The 15,661-nt window shown below is 68.9% G+C and carries 14 protein-coding genes; 3 read left to right on the top strand and 11 right to left on the bottom strand.

The features are described from left to right. The first annotated feature begins 65 nt into the window (after positions 1-65). The gene (locus O3I_RS20215; protein WP_014984825.1) at positions 66-527 is read left to right on the top strand and encodes a nuclear transport factor 2 family protein; all 462 of its coding nucleotides are present in this window, start codon (positions 66-68) and stop codon (positions 525-527) included. A gap of 20 nt (positions 528-547) precedes the next feature. On the opposite strand, the gene O3I_RS20210 is transcribed toward O3I_RS20215, so the two are convergent. The 4 genes from O3I_RS20210 to O3I_RS20195 all read right to left on the bottom strand — a co-directional run bounded on the left by O3I_RS20210 (position 548) and on the right by O3I_RS20195 (position 5,670). Next, complete coding sequence (locus O3I_RS20210; protein WP_014984824.1) at positions 548-1,630, bottom strand: ThiF family adenylyltransferase; 1,083 nt, start codon at positions 1,628-1,630, stop codon at positions 548-550. Then, positions 1,627-3,063: a phenylacetate--CoA ligase family protein gene (locus O3I_RS20205; protein ID WP_141691947.1), complete on the bottom strand. Its 1,437-nt coding sequence runs from the start codon at positions 3,061-3,063 to the stop codon at positions 1,627-1,629. The genes O3I_RS20210 and O3I_RS20205 overlap by 4 nt, the downstream gene beginning before the upstream one ends. A gap of 71 nt (positions 3,064-3,134) precedes the next feature. After that, a complete protein-coding gene (locus O3I_RS20200) occupies positions 3,135-4,256 on the bottom strand; it encodes an esterase/lipase family protein (protein WP_014984822.1) in 1,122 nt (373 codons plus the stop codon). Positions 4,257-4,509: 253 nt separating this feature from the next. Next, entirely contained in the window at positions 4,510-5,670 is a 1,161-nt protein-coding gene (locus O3I_RS20195; protein ID WP_041564063.1) for an esterase/lipase family protein, read from the bottom strand. 322 nt (positions 5,671-5,992) lie between these two features. Between O3I_RS20195 and O3I_RS20190 the strand changes: the two genes are divergently transcribed. After that, positions 5,993-7,012 (top strand): FAS1-like dehydratase domain-containing protein, encoded by a 1,020-nt coding sequence (locus O3I_RS20190; protein WP_014984820.1) that lies wholly within the window; start codon positions 5,993-5,995, stop codon positions 7,010-7,012. A gap of 4 nt (positions 7,013-7,016) precedes the next feature. On the opposite strand, the gene O3I_RS20185 is transcribed toward O3I_RS20190, so the two are convergent. The 4 genes from O3I_RS20185 to O3I_RS20170 are packed head-to-tail and all read right to left on the bottom strand — an operon-like array spanning position 7,017 to position 11,092. Beyond that, positions 7,017-8,039, bottom strand: a complete 1,023-nt coding sequence (locus O3I_RS20185; RefSeq protein WP_014984819.1) for an LLM class flavin-dependent oxidoreductase — start codon at positions 8,037-8,039, stop codon at positions 7,017-7,019. Positions 8,040-8,078: 39 nt separating this feature from the next. Next, positions 8,079-9,116 (bottom strand): alpha/beta hydrolase, encoded by a 1,038-nt coding sequence (locus O3I_RS20180; RefSeq protein WP_014984818.1) that lies wholly within the window; start codon positions 9,114-9,116, stop codon positions 8,079-8,081. Next, positions 9,113-10,063, bottom strand: a complete 951-nt coding sequence (locus O3I_RS20175; protein ID WP_014984817.1) for an acyl-ACP desaturase — start codon at positions 10,061-10,063, stop codon at positions 9,113-9,115. Before O3I_RS20175 ends, O3I_RS20180 begins: the two co-directional genes overlap by 4 nt. A 57-nt stretch (positions 10,064-10,120) precedes the next feature. Then, positions 10,121-11,092, bottom strand: a complete 972-nt coding sequence (locus O3I_RS20170) for a transcriptional regulator (RefSeq protein WP_141691794.1) — start codon at positions 11,090-11,092, stop codon at positions 10,121-10,123. Positions 11,093-11,628: 536 nt separating this feature from the next. On the opposite strand from O3I_RS20170, the gene O3I_RS20165 reads away from it, so the two are divergent. Further along, complete coding sequence (locus O3I_RS20165; RefSeq protein WP_014984815.1) at positions 11,629-13,176, top strand: acyl-CoA carboxylase subunit beta; 1,548 nt, start codon at positions 11,629-11,631, stop codon at positions 13,174-13,176. Positions 13,177-13,384: 208 nt separating this feature from the next. On the opposite strand, the gene O3I_RS20160 is transcribed toward O3I_RS20165, so the two are convergent. From O3I_RS20160 to O3I_RS20150, 3 genes are read right to left on the bottom strand one after another with little or no spacing between them, the layout of a single operon-like run. Then, on the bottom strand, positions 13,385-13,969 hold the full coding sequence (locus O3I_RS20160) for an Rv1733c family protein (RefSeq protein ID WP_014984814.1): 585 nt from the start codon (positions 13,967-13,969) through the stop codon (positions 13,385-13,387). Then, positions 13,966-14,610, bottom strand: coding sequence for a TetR/AcrR family transcriptional regulator (locus tag O3I_RS20155; protein WP_014984813.1), 645 nt, complete (start codon positions 14,608-14,610; stop codon positions 13,966-13,968). The genes O3I_RS20160 and O3I_RS20155 overlap by 4 nt, the downstream gene beginning before the upstream one ends. Before the next feature lie 58 nt (positions 14,611-14,668). After that, positions 14,669-15,607, bottom strand: coding sequence for a helix-turn-helix domain-containing protein (locus tag O3I_RS20150; protein ID WP_014984812.1), 939 nt, complete (start codon positions 15,605-15,607; stop codon positions 14,669-14,671). Between the last annotated feature and the right edge of the window lie 54 nt (positions 15,608-15,661).

The raw sequence follows: 15,661 nt of genomic DNA, 5'->3' as shown, positions 1-15,661 counted from the left end.
CCGCGCCGCGACCGTTGCGGACAATTACCTCGACGCGACCGCCCGGACTGCACTAGTTTGTCGACATGACGTCGAATGCCCGGCGTATCGAGGACCTGCTCGACCGCGCGGAACTGCACGATCTCGTCACCGCGGTCACCCAGTGCCTGGACACCAGGAACTTCGACGGCCTGGCCGCGGTGTACACCGCCGACGCGACGCTCGAGACGCCCGCGGGCCGGTCGAGCGGCGCCGCCGCGATCATCGAGCTCGCCCGGCGCAACCACGAGATATACGCGGCCACCCAGCATTTCGTCTCCGGACTGGTGATCGACGCGGACGGCGCCGCGGCGACGGTGACCGCCGACGTGCTCGCGGTGTTCGTCCCCGTGGGCGAGCGGCCCGACGAGCACCGAATGCTGGGCAGCCGGTATGTCTTTCGAGCCGAACGCCGCGAGCACGGATGGCGGATCAGCCGGCACGCCATCACGCCCATCTGGATTCACGGGCACACCGGCACGATGCCGCCGGTCGAGCCCGAAGACTGAACGCGCACACCGCCACTCGGTCACGATCGCTCACCTCCGCGCGCCATCGCGGCCCGAAACGCGGGCTCGCTCAGTTCGTTCCAGTTCCCGGCTGCCTCGGCGCCGCTCCCGAGCAGCGCCCGGTCGAGGTCGATCCGGTAGCGCCCGGACGGTAGCGGGTGCCCCGTGGCCACCAGCCGCGCGGCGTACGCGGCCGCCGCACCTGCCACCGCCGCGGCCGTGCCGAGCTGGGGCCACGAGTTGAGCGACCGGCCCACCTCGGTCAGCGAGAAGCGGGTGCGCGGCGTCAGCTCGGTGCCCACGATGCGCTGTGCCACGCGCGCCCGGGTGGCCGGGTCCGCGAGGTCGGCAGCGGTGAGGTCATCGAGGTCGCCGACCCTGCCGTGGAAGATCGGGTACCGCGGCTCGAGATCGAACCGTTCTATGTCGAGGATCGCGTTGTCCCCGTTGTCGGTGGCCATGACGACCGGAATGCCCGCGGCCCGGGCGCGCCGGCGGATATCGATCTTCGCCGGGAGATCGTCCATCTCTTCCACCAGCACAGTCAGCGGTTCCGCATTCGGCGCGGTGCCGAGGAATTGCGCGGCCGCCGCCGGGGTGTAACCGTCCGGAAAGGCGGAAACCTCACTGTACGGGTCGATTTCGAGCACCCGGCGGTGCGCGATGGTCAGCTTCGGCACCCCGAGATCGCACACCGACGCGGGCAGCCGGTTCAGGTTGGTGACCGACAGCCGATCGTGCTCGGCCAGCCGGAAGCGGCGCGCGCCGGTCAGCGCGCAGGCCGACAGGGCCGACCAGCCGACGCTCAGACCCGCGACGCCGACCAGCGCGGCCGACCAGGCACGCTGTTCGGGTTCGTCGAGCAGATACCGATTGCGCGCGGTACGCAGCCGCCAGAACGCCGCCGACTCGGGCAGGCGCACGATGGTGCGCCGCCACGGATAGACGACGAATCGGGTGGTGAGCGCCGCCGCGGCGGGGTCGATCGCGGCGAGCTCGGCCGCGGCCGCCGCGTGTGCGTCGACCAGGTGGTAGCGCGCGGCGGGCCGCAGCAGGTGCGCGATCCGCGCGGTATCGGCGAAGGGGTCCAGGATCTCGATCATCGGTTCTGCTCCAGGTACTTGTGCTTGGCGGTGTACCGGAAGGCGGTGCCGCCGAAGGGCTCGAGGGTGACCACGGGGTCGGCGGCCGTCCCGAGAACGGCACGCAGCCTGCGGTATTCGCTGTTGCTGCGTTCCAGTTCGGCGATCACGAGCTGCCGGAGGCGGGTGGTGAAATCGGCACCGGCTGCGGCCGCCGCCCGCAGCTCGACCCGCAGGGTCAGCGTCTGTTCGAAGGCGGCGCCGGTCACGGTGGCCAGCACGAACTTTCCGGTCACCTGCGCGGCGACCTCGGGCTTTTCCAGTGCCGCGCGGATGCTTTCCGGGTAGAGCTTCACGGCGTAGAAGCTGGCCGCGACGTCTCGCCGCCGGTGCAGTGCGAGAAAGCCCGCACCGATGGTGTTGGTGCGCACCGGAATCCGATGCCCGCAGCGCCGCAGCGCCGCGGCGACCTGCCACGGGGTCAGGATCGACCCTTCGTCGTTGATCCGGTACCGCACCAGCGGCAGGGCGCCGTCGACGGTGAACAGGAACCGGCCCTGCGCATCGGTCTCGGTGTAGCGCAGGTGCGGGTCGTACTCGACGAAGGTGGGCAACGCGGGATCGTCGTCGCCGAAAAGCGCTGCGCGCAAGCGGGCGTCGGTGCGCGCGAGCCGCCGGATGGCGATGGTGGTCGGCGTCTCGTGCCCCATCACGCCCGCGTCGGCGGTGCCGTAGATCGCACAGGTGCGATCCGGCCGATCCGGTTGCCCGGTGCGGGCGAGCACGTGATCGCGCCACGCCTCGGTGATGTTCTCCCCCGCGAGCAGCAGCGCGGGCTTCAGCGCGCGCACCTCGGCCGGCGCGTGGTCCAGCACGTCCTGGGCGAACGGCGGGTACGCGGCGAGCACCACCTGGTCGTAGTGCGGGCCGAGATCGGCCATGGTGGCGAGCACCGCGTCCACATCGATGCCGGGCGTGGCCACCGAGACCCGATGACCCCGGCGGCGCGCTTCGAGCACGCCGTGATGGGTGTAGGTGCCGCCGATCCACGTGCCCATCGCGAAACCGTTGACCAGCAACGTCGTCCGGCCCGGCGCGTCGAACGCGCGCAGGATGCGGTCGTAGTACTCCCGGCTGTGCTGCAGCGACAGCAGCTCCCGCGGCCAGTAGGTCGGCTTCCCCGTGGAGCCCGAACTGCTGGACCAGGTGCCCGCCTCGCTGACGTCGCCGTGCGGCATCAGTTCCGCGAGCGCGTGCGCCTTCAGGTAGTTGTCCTTGGTGACCACCGGCAGCTCGGCGAAATCCGCTGGAGTGCGGATGTTTTCGGGATCGATGCCGTGGCGGGCCAGATGGGCCGGGTAGGCCCGCACGTGCCGGACCGTGCGATGGAAGGTCGCCAGTGCCCCGCCGAATCCGGGCGGACCGTCGGGGACGAGCGACAGTGGTGCGGTCATGATGTGCTTCTCCTTCGTGAGCATCGGACCGGAGTCCTGTGCTCGGAGAAGCGATCCCCCGCGGGTGGGGTTTAGAGGCCGCCGCCACCGCCGATCAGCCACGGGTTGAACGTGCAGACGAGATCGGGGTGCCCGGCGGGGTCGAGCGCGCGCAACACGATCGAGAGCGCGCGCGGCGAATACATGAGCGTCTGGTGATCGGAGAGATCCTGCTCGCAGCCGTCCTGCAGGGTGATGTCCGCGACCGACGCGCCCGCGACCGGGCGCAGGAAGGTCGACTGGTAGGGCGTGACGATCTCGTCGTAGCGGGTGCCGACCACGGTGTAGTCGATCCCGGGCACCGTGTCGCCGTCGGCGTTCAGCCGTCCGACGAAGTTCGAACCGACCGTCTGCTGGATCGCCGCGTCGCCCACCACGACCCCGGCCGCGCCGATCACGTTCAGGCCGATGTTGTTGATCATCCGGCCGAGCAGGCCGATGCCGTCGAGCGTGGTCCCGTGGTGCGTGCCGCCGAAGCTGACCAGATGCCCGACTTTGTCCGCGCCGCCCTCGAACCTGGTGTACCAGTTCGCCATGGCCGCGCCCTGCGAGTAGCCGACGAAATCGACCTGCGCCGCGCCGGTGGCCGCGCGCACCCGGTCCACGAAACCGGCCAGCTGCCGGGCCGAATCCGCGATGTCACCGGTGCCCATCACGCCGGGCAGCAGCGGCGGCACGCCCCCGCCCTGGATCGGTCCGGAACGGCCGTAGTTGAAGGCGAAGGTGCACAAGCCCGCGTCCTGTAGCGGCCTGCTCATGTACGCGAAGCTGTTGTAGGCGTTCATCCAGGTGCCGTGCAGCAGCACGACCGGACGTGGATGCGCCGCGGTCGGCCGGCAGCTCCAGTCGTTGCTGCCCGGCGGGGCCGCGTCCGGATGGAACAGGCCGTAGCCGAAAGCCGCCAGGAACGAACGTTGCGGCGGACCGTGACCGACGGTGTCACTGGCGAATCCGCCGGACAGGCCGGAGATGCCGTCGGACGCGGCGATCGGTGCGGGCCGCCCGCGCACACCGATCAGCTCGGCGAGCCGCGCCGCCACCGACGGATCGGGCGGTGCGGCGCCCGCGGCCGGGGCCGTCACCCCGAGCACGAGCATCGCGACACCGACCAACACCGCGGCGATCGGCCACCGACCGGCGGACCTTCGTCTCATCACACGCCTTCCACTGCACACCTCGCCGAGAACTGCCGCACAACAACGCGATCCGGTGCGGGCGGGCCCGGATCCCCTGCACGTGGTCCCGGACCTGCCCGCACCGGATCGGCGCGACTTCGAGCAAAACAGCGCTCGATGGAGGCGATGCGACAGCCCGGCCAATGGCCGGTGAATCTCGTTCAGGTGCCCTACAACGAGTACAGACCGAGCGGCGCGTGCGATCGCCGCTCGGTCCGTCACCCGTGCGTTGCTACAGCGAACCGCCGCCGCCGACCACCCACGGGTTGAATGTGCACTCCAGGTTCGGATGACCGACCGGGTCGAGCGCGCGCAGCGCGATGGACAGCGAGCGCGGCGAATACATCATCGTCAAATGGTCCGAAAGGTCCTGTTCGCAGCCGTCCTGCAGGGTGATGTTCTGCACCGTGGCGCCCGGCCCGGGCTGCAGGAACGTCAGCGGGTACGGGTTGGTGACCTCGTCGTAGCGGGTACCGACGATCGTGTAGTCGACGCCGGGCACGGTGTCGCCGTTGGCATTGAGCTGATTGACGAAGTCCGAGCCGATCGTCTGCTGGATACCCGCGTGCCCCACGAAGATCTCGATGAAGCCGAGGATATCGATGCCGAGGTTGTTGATCGCCCGGCCGAGCGCGCCGATGCCGTCGAGCGAGGTGCCGTGGTGGGTGGCGCCGTAGGTGATCAGATTCTTCGTCTTCTCGGCCCCGCCTTCGAACTTGGTGTACCAGTTCGCCATCGAGCCGCCCTGCGAGTGCGCCACGATGTCGACTTCACTGGTGCCGGTGGCCGCGAGCACCCGGTCGACAAAGACGGCGAGCTGCTTGGCGGAATCCTGGATGTAGCCGGTGCCCATCACGCCGGGCAGCACCGCGCCGAGTCCGCCGCCCTGGATCACGCTGGAGCGGCCGTAGTTGAACGTGAAGGTACAGAAGCCCGCGTCCTTGATCGGCTGGCCCATGTACGCGTAACCGTTGTAGGCGTTCATCCAGGTGCCGTGCAGCAACACGACCGGTCGCGGATGCGCGGCGGTCGGCTTGCAGTTCCAGTCGTTGGCGCCGGGCGGCGCGGCGTCGGGATTGGCCAGGCCGTAGCCGAAGGCGGCCAGCCAGGAAGTCATCGGCGGTCCGTAACCGACTGTGTCACTGGCGTATCCGCCCGAGAGCCCCGAACTGCTCCCCGATCCGCCGTAGCAGTTGCCGGAGCCGTTGCCCGACCCCGCGCCACTGCCGGAGTTGCACGCGGAACCGGACGAGCTGCCCGAGTCCGCGACCGGCGCGGCCTTGCGGCCCGCCGCGATGTAATCGGCCAGCTCTTGTTCGGTCGGTTGCGCGGTGGGTTCGGCGTTCGCGCCGACACCGCCGACGCCGAGCACGAGCACCGAAACACCCAGCATCACCGCCGCCGCGAGCGACGAACGGCCTGAGGTACTTCGCTTCATTGCATACCTTCCTATTTCGAGCAAAAGAGTTCGGACGCGCTGCCGAATTCCGCTCGACAGCGTGGAAACTGCGCCAACGCTAAATCCGCCGGAAAGTGCGACCTAGCTCACGACGGGGTATCTGGACAGCTCACCAATGTCCTTGTCGGGCTTAGGTAAACGGCACAGTTCGCCGGTGCCGGAGCATTTCCCAAACACACCGGCCCGCGGATCGTGAATTCTCCAGAAAAGCTGCCGACCAGCAGCCTTCGGCCGCGCGCGGGCCGAGTATGGGCCGATGATCGAGGTGAACACGTGGACCCTGGCCGACCAGCGGTGCCGGGCGACGACGCCCTATCTGGTCGATGCCGCCCGGATTCGCGAATTCGCCCGGGCCGTCCAGGATTTCCATCCGGCGCACTGGAGTGCCGACGCCGCCGCCGAGCTCGGATTCACCGGCCTGGTCGCGCCCGCGACATTCGCCTGCGCCATTCTCGGCGATGTCCAGAGCGAATTACTGGATGCGGTGCTCGCCGACTATCGGCCGACCCGAATTCTGCACGCGGATCAAGTGTTCGACGCCATGCGGCCGTTGGTCGCGGGCGATCGCCTCACCGGCGATCTCATGGTCGAATCATTTCGGCAGTTCGCCGATTACGACGTCCTGACGATCAAGAGTGTGCTCACCGACCAGCACGGCGCGCCGGTGCAGACCGGCGCCACCTCGCTGCTCGCGCATACCGGGTCCAACGGCCCGCGCCTCGCCGAGACGGTCCGCGCGATCGGGACGCGTGCGCAGTCCTCGCCTCGCCCCCGGCCTACCGACCATCGTGTGCCCGCGCCGCGTCACTCTCCGCGTCGAACGTCATTTCCGCTGCGCCACAATACTTTCCATCCGTTGCGCGTGGGCACCAGACTGCCCGCGCAGACGGTTCGGCTCTCCCGCGACGACATCGCAGACTTCGCCGCGATCGTCGGCGACCGCGCCCCCGACACCCCCGGCGCAGCGTCGGCCACGGACTACACGCTGCCCGCGAGCACCGCACCGAGCATGCTGAAACTCGGCCTGGCCGCGGCCTTCGTCAGCGCACGTCTGGGCGACCCGGCCGCGATCACCGGGCTACGCGCCCAGTTCGCGCACTACACGCACTATCTGCGGATCGCACCGGCGACGACCTGCGAGATCGAATTCACCGGCCGGGTCACCGCGGTGGACGCGCGGCGCCGCCGTGCCACCATCGCCATCGACGCCCGGTCCCGCGGCCGCACGGTATTCGGCTATGCGGCCGCCGAAGTCGCGTTGCCCCAGCCCGACTGAGTGTTCAGGCGGCCGATTCCGTTCGCGCTGTGGTCAATCCGGCCACGCTGGCCAGCCGCCGGTGTGATTCCAGGCGCGCGGCGCGGTCGAAGGTGCTGGTGTGCACCAGGATCTCGTCGGCGCCGGTGGCCCCCACCCATTGCTCGAGTTGTTCGGCGACCTCGTCTTCGGTGCCGTGCACGTGCCCGGCCAACGAATCCTCGAAAAGCCGGCGTTCCCGTTCGGTCATGCTGATCGCCTCGATCTCCGCGGGCGGGATCAGAGCCGGGAACTCCCCGCGCGTGCGCGAGTACGCGGCCGACCACGCCTCCGGCAGCAGCAACCGCCGCGCCTGCTCGGTGGTATCGGCGATCACGACCGAGCCCGAGACCATGACGTACGGCTCGGCACCCCACGCGGTGGCCTGGAAACCGCCCCGGTACCGGGCGATCGCCTCGATCATCCGGTCCGGCCCGCCGACCGCCGCGATCACCAAGGGCAACCCGAACCGGGCCGCCCGCTCCGCTCCCGCCCCGGTGGCCAGCAGGAACGCCGGGACCCGCAGCCCCTCGGCCGGCCAGCCGTGCACACCGTCGCGGCCGTGGGTGAAGTAGTCCAGCACCTCGGTCAGCTGCGCGTCGAAGTCGTCGGCGTCGCGTTTGCCGTGCCCGAGCGCGCGCCGGACCCCGTCGGTGAAGCCGACCGAGCGGCCCAGACCCATGTCGATCCGGCCCGGATACAGCGATTCCAGCACGCCGAACTGTTCGGCGACGATCAACGGCTGATGGTTGGGCAGCATGACCCCGCCGGTGCCGATCCGGATGCGCTCGGTCGCCGCCGCGGCGGCCGCGGCCAGCACCGTCGGGGCCGACCCGGCGACGCCGGGCACGCCGTGGTGCTCCGACACCCAGAATCGGTGATAACCCCATTCCTCCGCGAGCCGCGCGAACTCGATCGTGTCGCGCAACGCCGCGGGATGGCTCTGGCCGCGCCGGACGCGGGAGCGGTCCAGGATGGAGAACCGGACGGAGGGAAGGGCCGAGGTCATACCTGTCTCAACGCGCGCGCCGAGCGGTGATTCCCCGGGTCATTTCGGCGACGGCAGCGCCAGCGCCTCGGCCAGTACCCGCCAGGCCCGCGGCAGCTGGGCTTCGAAATCAGGCCAGGTGTGCATGCCCTCGGGCGCGTACTCGACGACGGCGGGGATCTTCAGCTCGTCCAACCGGCCCGCGAAGCGTTCGGTGCAGGTGCGCGCCCCCGCTTCCAGCGCGGCGCCGCCGCCCGCCAGCCGCAGCGCGTCGGCGATCGACGGCGACTGCGCGATCGACACCAGATCGGCGCCGGTCGGCGTGCCGGTGGCGGCCGACAGATAGATCGCGGTGCCGCGCAGCGCCGACGCGCCGAGCAGGCTGTCGTGCGCCGCCCACTCCGGGGAAGTCGGTGGCCCCCAGAGGTTTTCGACATTACCGCCGCGCGAGGCCACGGTGATCGTGGTGACCGCGTGGCCGAGCGGGTCGGCGGTGGAATAGCAGCCGCTCATGCCCGCGACGGCGCGGTAGCGGCCCGGATGGCGCTGCGCCAGCATCATCGCCGCCTGCGCGCCCATGGACACGCCCGCGATCGCCCGGCGTCCGTCGGCCTTCAGCAGCGATTCCACGATCGGCGGCAGTTCCTCGGTCAGGAAGGTCTCCCACCGATTGAGTCCGAGCGCGGTGTCGTGACGGACCCAGTCGCTGTACATGCTGCCGGTACCGCCGCTGGTCAGCACCACGTCCACCGGCTTGTCCGCGAAGAACTCCGCCGCGCCGCCCTTGCTGAGCCAGCCCGAGGTGGTCTCACCGTCGACGCCGTCGAGCAGGTACAGCGTCGGGCGCGGCGCCGCGCCGGTGCCGCGCAACACGTCCACCTCGATCACCCGGCGCATGGCCGCGGACGCGATCTTCAGGTGGTCCCGCTGCGGTCCGGCGCTCTCGATGGACAGCAGACCAGTCCGGGTCATGGCGGGATCGATCGCGGGCGGCGGCGCGCTCGGCACACCGGGCACGTCGTCCGCCTGCGCGGGCACACCGGCCAGCACGGCGATGGCTACCATCGCCGCCGCGGTGATCGGCCCTCGGGTACTCATTGCGCCGCGGCAGCTCGTTCTGCCTGTCTGGCCGCTGCCCGGTCTCGGTGCTCCTCGAATCGCGTTGCCTGCTGCGCCAATTCGTCGAGGTAGGCCGCCAGCTCGTCGCGTGCGCGTTCGCCGTCGCCGGACAGATCGGTGCGCTCGAACACGCGCCACGCCCGTAAGACCGGCTGCACCACTGTGTCCAGGTGCTGCCGGAGGTCGTAGATGCCGTGTTTCGCCAGCACGACGGCGTTACGGCGGAAGTTCGGCTGGGTCAGGCCCGGCATCTGGAAGCGCGTGACGATATCCGTGACGGCACGCAGCATCTCGTTCGGCAGCAGATCGAGTGCCGCGGCGCTGAGGTTGCGATAAAAGATCATGTGCAGGTTTTCATCGGCGGCAATACGTTGCAGCATACGCTCGGCGACCGGCTCATTGCACGCGATACCGGTGTTCCGATGACTGATTCGAGTGGCCAATTCCTGGAGTGTCACATAAGCGACCGAACGCAGAAACTGCGGCCCTTTAACGGGTTTCGCGATACCGGTCGTCATGTGCGCCATCCTGGCCTGCTCCAGCGCCACCGGATCCACCGCGCGGGTGACCACCAAATAGTCGCGCATGACAATGGCGTGCCGGTTCTCCTCGGCGGTCCACCGCCCCACCCAGGTGCCCCACACTCCGTCCAGGGAGAACGATTCCGAGATCTCCCGGTGATAGGAGGGCAGATTGTCTTCGGTGAGCAGGTTGGTCACCATCGCGATCCGGGCCACCTCGGTGAGCTTCGATTGCTCGGGCGCCCAATCGATGCCGCCGAGTGCGGCGAAATTCCGCCCATCATCCCAGGGCACGTAGTCGTGCGGATGCCACGCCTTCGTCTTGCGCAGATGATCATTGAGCAGACGCTCGGCGACGGGTTCCAGTTCGCGGAGAATATCCGTATCGGTCGACGCGGTGGTCACTCGCACTCCTCTGCCCGGCGCGGTGTGCGCGCCGAATTCGACGATAACGCGGAAATATCAGGCGGAACGGCCTATTTCGTGATCATTGGCGGAAGTGACGACCGGCCCCCGGCCGTGCTGTTCCGCGTCACAATCGGGCGCGGCCACCGGCTCACACACGCGATAGAGCCCGGGCGGACGGCCCGCCGCGCGCATCCGGTCCAGCAGATCGTGGGTGTGCGCGGCCAGTTCGGGGATGCACGCCGTCTCGCCCGTGGCCACCACCGCGGTCAGCGACACCTCCGCGGCCTCGCTCAGCAGGGTGAGCACGTCGGCCGTCATCGCGGGCGCGCCGACCCGGGCGTGCGGGGCGTCGACCGGGACCAGGATCGTGCCGCCCGCCGCCGAGAGCAGCGGCAAGGCCCGGGAGCCGAGCGGATCGGCCAGCGCCGCCTGCAACCTGCGCAGTTTGCGCCGCGCGGCCACGGTGCCGGCACCCGGTCTTCGCTCGTCCGGGTGCGCCGGGATATGCAGCGCGACCACCTGATACCGCGCGGCGATCGCGATCCCGGTCTGCGCCGCCAGCTCCCCCAGCGCGTGCCCGCCGAGCAGCGCGGCGACCAAAGTCTGCGCGGCGGTCTGATGTTCGCGGGCCACCAGCCGATGTTCGTCCACGTAGGCGGTCGAGGCGGTGAGCGTGACCATTTCCAGTACCTGCAAGATCAATTGTGCGCCCGCGACCACCTCGTCGTTCTCGGCGCCGGCCGCGACGAATTCGAGGCCGGAACGGATTTCGTCGTGGTAGGCGCCGAGCACCGTTTCCAGTGCGACGCCCTCGCGCGCCGATCGCGTTGCGATACCCGCGATTTCGGGGGGTTCGCCCAGTGCCGCCTGCCACCGTGGCGTCCGCCGCTCCACCGCCGCCACCACGCAGTTGCGCGTGGTCCGCGCGACGTCGCCGTGCAGACCACCACCAGTGTGCTGCGCCAAGTAGTCCAGCAGTTTCGCCGCGAGACTCTCGGTGCCCGAACTCATCCGCATAGCCGTCATGACTGACAAAGGCTAGCGACGAATCGTGATCGAATCGGGATACGCCGGTGGAATCAGGTAAGTCATCAGCCTTCGCCGCTCTCATTGGGCGAAATCACAAGCCTGCGAGTGATTTTCGACATACCGGTCGCTTCGCGGCGGATTTCTTCTGTTGACCGGCAACACAATACGTTCACCGCGATATCCGGCCGATGCCCGATCCCCCTCGGCGCCAAAGTATGACGCAGCGCCGACCGCGCATTCCGGCGCTGCGTCGAGCCCACCCTAGAACCCGCCGCATGCCCTTCAAAAGGTGAAGCCGCGGCTGTCATGAACACTCATCGCAACCTGCGGCGGCGACTGGTAGTTCGCACAACTCGCGCCCGGGTACGCAGGTCGCACCGAGGCCGGCCGGACCGGAGCGGGAGCCGGATAAACCTGTGCACTGTCCCATCGGTAACGACCGGCAGGTGTGCAGCGACACGGTCCACGGATACCATCGAGCGCTGCGCCCCCGTCCGGCGACGCGGCAAAGTTTTCGAAGGGCTACACCACATATGAGCGGTACGCGAGACAAGCTGGAAGAGCTGCGGGGGATCCTGGAGCTGGCCGAGGAACCCGCGGGCGAGACCGGCATCGCGAAACGCAAGGCCAAAGGCATACCCAGCGCCCGGGAGCGGGTGCGCGCGCTGCTCGACAACGGCAGTTTCGTAGAGATGGGCAAGCTGGTCCGGCAGCCGGGCGCGAACAACGCGATGTACGGCGACGGCGTGGTCACCGGCCGCGGCACCATCGACGGACGACCCGTCGTGGTGATCGCGCACGACCAGACCGTGCACGGCGGCTCGGTCGGTGAGATGTTCGGCCGCAAGGTCGCGGCCGCGATGGAGTTCGCCTACGAGAAGGCCTGCCCCGTGGTCGCGATCAACGACTCCGGCGGCGCCCGCATCCAGGACGCCGTGACCTCGCTGGCCTGGTACGCGCTGATGTGCCGGCGCCAGGAGGAGCTGTCCGGGTACGTGCCGATGGTGGCGATCATGCTCGGCAAGTGCGCGGCCGGTTCGGTGTACGGCCCGGTCAACATGGACGTGCTCGTGGCGACCGAGAAGTCGTACATGTTCGTCACCGGCCCCGAGGTGATCAAGGCGGTCACCGGCGAGGTGGTCAGCGCCGAGGAACTCGGCGGCGCGGCCGTCCAGGCCGTGAACGGCACGCTGCACCACGTCGCGCCCGATGAGCAGGCCGCGTTCGACTGGGTGCGCAACTACCTGAGCTATCTGCCCACCAGCTGCCTGGAACAGCCGCCGCTGGTGAACCCGGGCCTGGAGCCGGAACTCACCGCGCACGACCTGGAGCTGAACTCGATCATTCCGGACTCGGACAAGGTCGGCTACGACATGCACGAGATCCTGCTGCGGATGTTCGACGACGGCGAATTCCACGAGATGGCCGCGGCCACCGCGCAGAACCTGATCACCGGCTTCGCCAGGGTCGACGGCCGCAGCGTCGGCGTGATCGCCAACCAGCCGCAGGTGCTCGGCGGCGCGCTGGACGCACAGTGCTCGGACAAGGCCACCCATTTCATCCGGTTGTGCGACGCCTTCGGTCTGCCGCTGGTGTTCGTCGTCGACACCCCGGGCGTGCTGCCCGGGGTCGAGGAGGAACGCAACGGTGTCATCAAGCGCGGCGGACGGTTCTTCCGCGCGGTGATCGAGGCGACCGTGCCGATCGTGACGGTGGTGACCCGCAAGGCCTACGGCGGCGGCTACGCCGTGATGGGCTGCAAGCAACTCGGCGCCGATATCAGTCTCGCCTGGCCGACGGCGCGGATCGCGGTGATGGGCGCGGAGAGCATGGTCGGCATCATCGGTCGCAAGCAGCTCGAGGCGACCCCGGTGGCGCAGCGCGCCGCCGCGCGCGAGCAGATGATCGACTTCTACAACGCGACCATCGCGACGCCCTGGATCGCCGCCGAACGCGGGTATGTGGACGCGGTCATCGAACCGGCGCAGACGCGCCTGGAGATTCGCAAGGCGCTGCGGTTGCTGCGGGAGAAGGACACGGCGAAGCCGAATCCGCGCAAGCACAGCCTGATGCCGGTGTGAGTTGACGTCCCCGGTTGTGTTGTCTCACAGCACAACCGGGTCTTCCTTGGTCAGATTTCCGGGGATTGTCCGGCCGGATTCCGGGGCGGCCGACCGCCCCTTAATGTCTATTTCGTGCCCGGTCGTCGTTCGCCGCGATGGAACCCGGCACCGCAGCGGGCCCGTCGCCTGCACCCTACCCTCGTCGGCGGGCGCGCTGCACTTTCGTTCAGCTGTGGCTACCCCAGCGCAGATCGGCTGTGGCCCATTCCATTTCCCACATCCGCAGGCGCTTGCGATCGAGGCGGTGACGCAGTGCGAGGTAGCACCCCACGAGGACCGTCACCGTGCCGAAGAGAGCGCCGCCGGTGAGCAGCACCGCTTTGCTGAGGGCCTGGGTTTCCGACGGCGGCTCGACGATCCGCCCGGCGCCGTTGAGCCAAATCGTCACGTTCTGACCGGGTTCCACCACCGTGGTGGATTGATAGTCCTCGGTGTGCGCGATGCCGTCGGCGTCGGTCCAGGCCACCTTCGCGGGCATGATCGGCGCGTACAGCGGCGCCTTGCCGGTCGCGGTCACCACCGCCTCGACCCGGTGCAGTTCGGCGATTTCCGCTTGCACCGCAGTGGTTTCGGTGCGGTACACGGTGGCGCCGACGGTCAGCACCAGCAGCGGCACGAGCAGCACGAACAACAGCAGCAATCCGGCGGCGACCCAGGTTTGCACGCGATCTTCTCTGCGGCGCATCGGGTTTCGATCCAGCCCGACGCGGCGGCAGGTCCTGCGGTACATATTCACCGACCCTGTGGTCATGACGGTGACTCCTCGTTCCGGAATTCGGTGGTGAGTGCGACCAGGGTGTCGAAGTACCCGTCGATCAGGTCGGGCAAACGATCCGGATCGTCGCCGGCGGCCCAGGTCTGCAATGCCGCCATCAACAAGCCCGCGCCCGCGGCGACCGCGGCGGCCGGACGCAGGTCGTGCACCGGGTCGACACCGAGCCGTCCGGCGATGATCCGCACCGATTCTCGCTGACCCTCGACCCGGATTCGCTGATATCCGGCGAACAATTCGGGCTCGTCTTCGAATCGCTGGAATAACGTCCACCGCCGGGCCAGCCGCGCCGACCGCGCGCCGCCGTATTCGGCGTCGAACCAGTCGTGCACGGCGTTGCGATAGGCGGCCAACGGCGATTCTGCGAGCGGGCGACGGCAGAGCGCCTCGTTGAAGATGTGCACGTCTTGATCGACCTCGCCCAGCACCGCCTCGGTGATGGACGCGAAATGCCGGCTGAAGGTGCGCCGGGTGACACCCGCCCGTACCGCGATGTCCTCGACGGCCACCGCGTCCAGACCCCGCTCGTTCAGCAGGTCGAACGCGGCGCGCGACAGCGCTTCCCGGCTGCGCCTGGTGCGCAGCCTACGGCCATCGAGATCGACACCGGTGTCGCTCATACCCGCAGCTTACCACCTTATTGTCCCGCCGAGACAATACTTCGCGGTCGGTTGCGGATCAGGCCGGACCCGCGGGCTGATCGAGAATCCGCGGCTGCCGCCTGCGCAGTGCCTCCAGCAGGCCGACGGTGTACTCCGGCGGTGCGGCATGCACCGAAAGCTGGTTCGCCACAGCGCGATACGCGTCCAGGTCGACCTGCTTCTCCAAATAGAGCGCGCTGGTGAGCTGCTGCAGATAGACGATGTCGGGCAGATCCGATTCAGCGAAGCGCAGCATGGTGAACGCGGCCTCGGCGAGCGCCGGGCCGCCGACATGGTCGGCCAGCACCTGCAGGGTGACATTCGGCCGGGTCACCGCCCGCAGCAGATGCTCGATCTGAGCGTTCCACACCGCGGAACCGCCGATCGGGCGGCGCAGCGCGGCCTCTTCCACGACCACCCACAGCTGCGGCGGATGCTTGCGGTCCAAGATCTCCTGCCGGCCCATGCGCAGCGCGACCCGTCGTTCGATCGCGGCCTGCGGCTCCCCCGAATGCGCCAGCGAGAGCAGCGCACGCGCGTAGTCCGGTGTCTGCAACAGTTCCGGCACCGCCCGCGGTTCGTACGAGCGGACCAGTGTCGCCGCCTGTTCCAAGCCCAGGTAGGTGTCGTACCACTTGGGCAGCCAATCACTGTCGCGATGCCACCAGCCCGACGCGTTCGCCTGCCGCGCGAGTTCCAGGTACTCGTCTATTTCCGCCGGATCGGTGACCTGGTAGAGGTTCAGCAGATCGATCAGGTCCCGCTCACGGAAGCCGGTACGGCCGAGTTCGAGCCTGCTGATCTTCGAATGCGAACCGCGAATCGCCTCGCCCGCGTCCTCCCGGCTGATGCCGGCCGTCTCGCGAAGTTTGCGCAGCCGACCGCCGAGCACCATGCGCAATACGGTGGGTCCGCCCGCCGGCGTCGCGCCGGCGCGCGACGTATCGGTCGACTGTCGTACCTCCGCAGCACGCATTCACCGAGTCTGCCATGTGAAGCTTGTCAGTTTCTACTGACCAAAGACCCTGGC

Source organism: Nocardia brasiliensis ATCC 700358 (assembly GCF_000250675.2).
GTDB classification, from domain to species: Bacteria; Actinomycetota; Actinomycetes; order Mycobacteriales; family Mycobacteriaceae; genus Nocardia; species Nocardia brasiliensis_B.
The sequence above is the reverse complement of the archived record's forward strand: the minus strand, read 5'-3'. Positions and strand labels throughout refer to the sequence as shown.

What these genes read in the sequence shown, in the direction of transcription:
- O3I_RS20170 (WP_141691794.1), bottom strand. Translation starts at nt 11,092, where the DNA reads ATGACGGCTATGCGGATGAGTTCGGGCACCGAGAGTCTCGCGGCGAAA.
- O3I_RS20165 (WP_014984815.1), top strand. Translation starts at nt 11,629, where the DNA reads ATGAGCGGTACGCGAGACAAGCTGGAAGAGCTGCGGGGGATCCTGGAG.
- O3I_RS20195 (WP_041564063.1), bottom strand. Translation starts at nt 5,670, where the DNA reads ATGCTGGGTGTTTCGGTGCTCGTGCTCGGCGTCGGCGGTGTCGGCGCG.
- O3I_RS20190 (WP_014984820.1), top strand. Translation starts at nt 5,993, where the DNA reads ATGATCGAGGTGAACACGTGGACCCTGGCCGACCAGCGGTGCCGGGCG.
- O3I_RS20205 (WP_141691947.1), bottom strand. Translation starts at nt 3,063, where the DNA reads ATGACCGCACCACTGTCGCTCGTCCCCGACGGTCCGCCCGGATTCGGC.
- O3I_RS20200 (WP_014984822.1), bottom strand. Translation starts at nt 4,256, where the DNA reads ATGAGACGAAGGTCCGCCGGTCGGTGGCCGATCGCCGCGGTGTTGGTC.
- O3I_RS20160 (WP_014984814.1), bottom strand. Translation starts at nt 13,969, where the DNA reads ATGACCACAGGGTCGGTGAATATGTACCGCAGGACCTGCCGCCGCGTC.
- O3I_RS20215 (WP_014984825.1), top strand. Translation starts at nt 66, where the DNA reads ATGACGTCGAATGCCCGGCGTATCGAGGACCTGCTCGACCGCGCGGAA.
- O3I_RS20185 (WP_014984819.1), bottom strand. Translation starts at nt 8,039, where the DNA reads ATGACCTCGGCCCTTCCCTCCGTCCGGTTCTCCATCCTGGACCGCTCC.
- O3I_RS20210 (WP_014984824.1), bottom strand. Translation starts at nt 1,630, where the DNA reads ATGATCGAGATCCTGGACCCCTTCGCCGATACCGCGCGGATCGCGCAC.
- O3I_RS20180 (WP_014984818.1), bottom strand. Translation starts at nt 9,116, where the DNA reads ATGAGTACCCGAGGGCCGATCACCGCGGCGGCGATGGTAGCCATCGCC.
- O3I_RS20155 (WP_014984813.1), bottom strand. Translation starts at nt 14,610, where the DNA reads ATGAGCGACACCGGTGTCGATCTCGATGGCCGTAGGCTGCGCACCAGG.
- O3I_RS20150 (WP_014984812.1), bottom strand. Translation starts at nt 15,607, where the DNA reads ATGCGTGCTGCGGAGGTACGACAGTCGACCGATACGTCGCGCGCCGGC.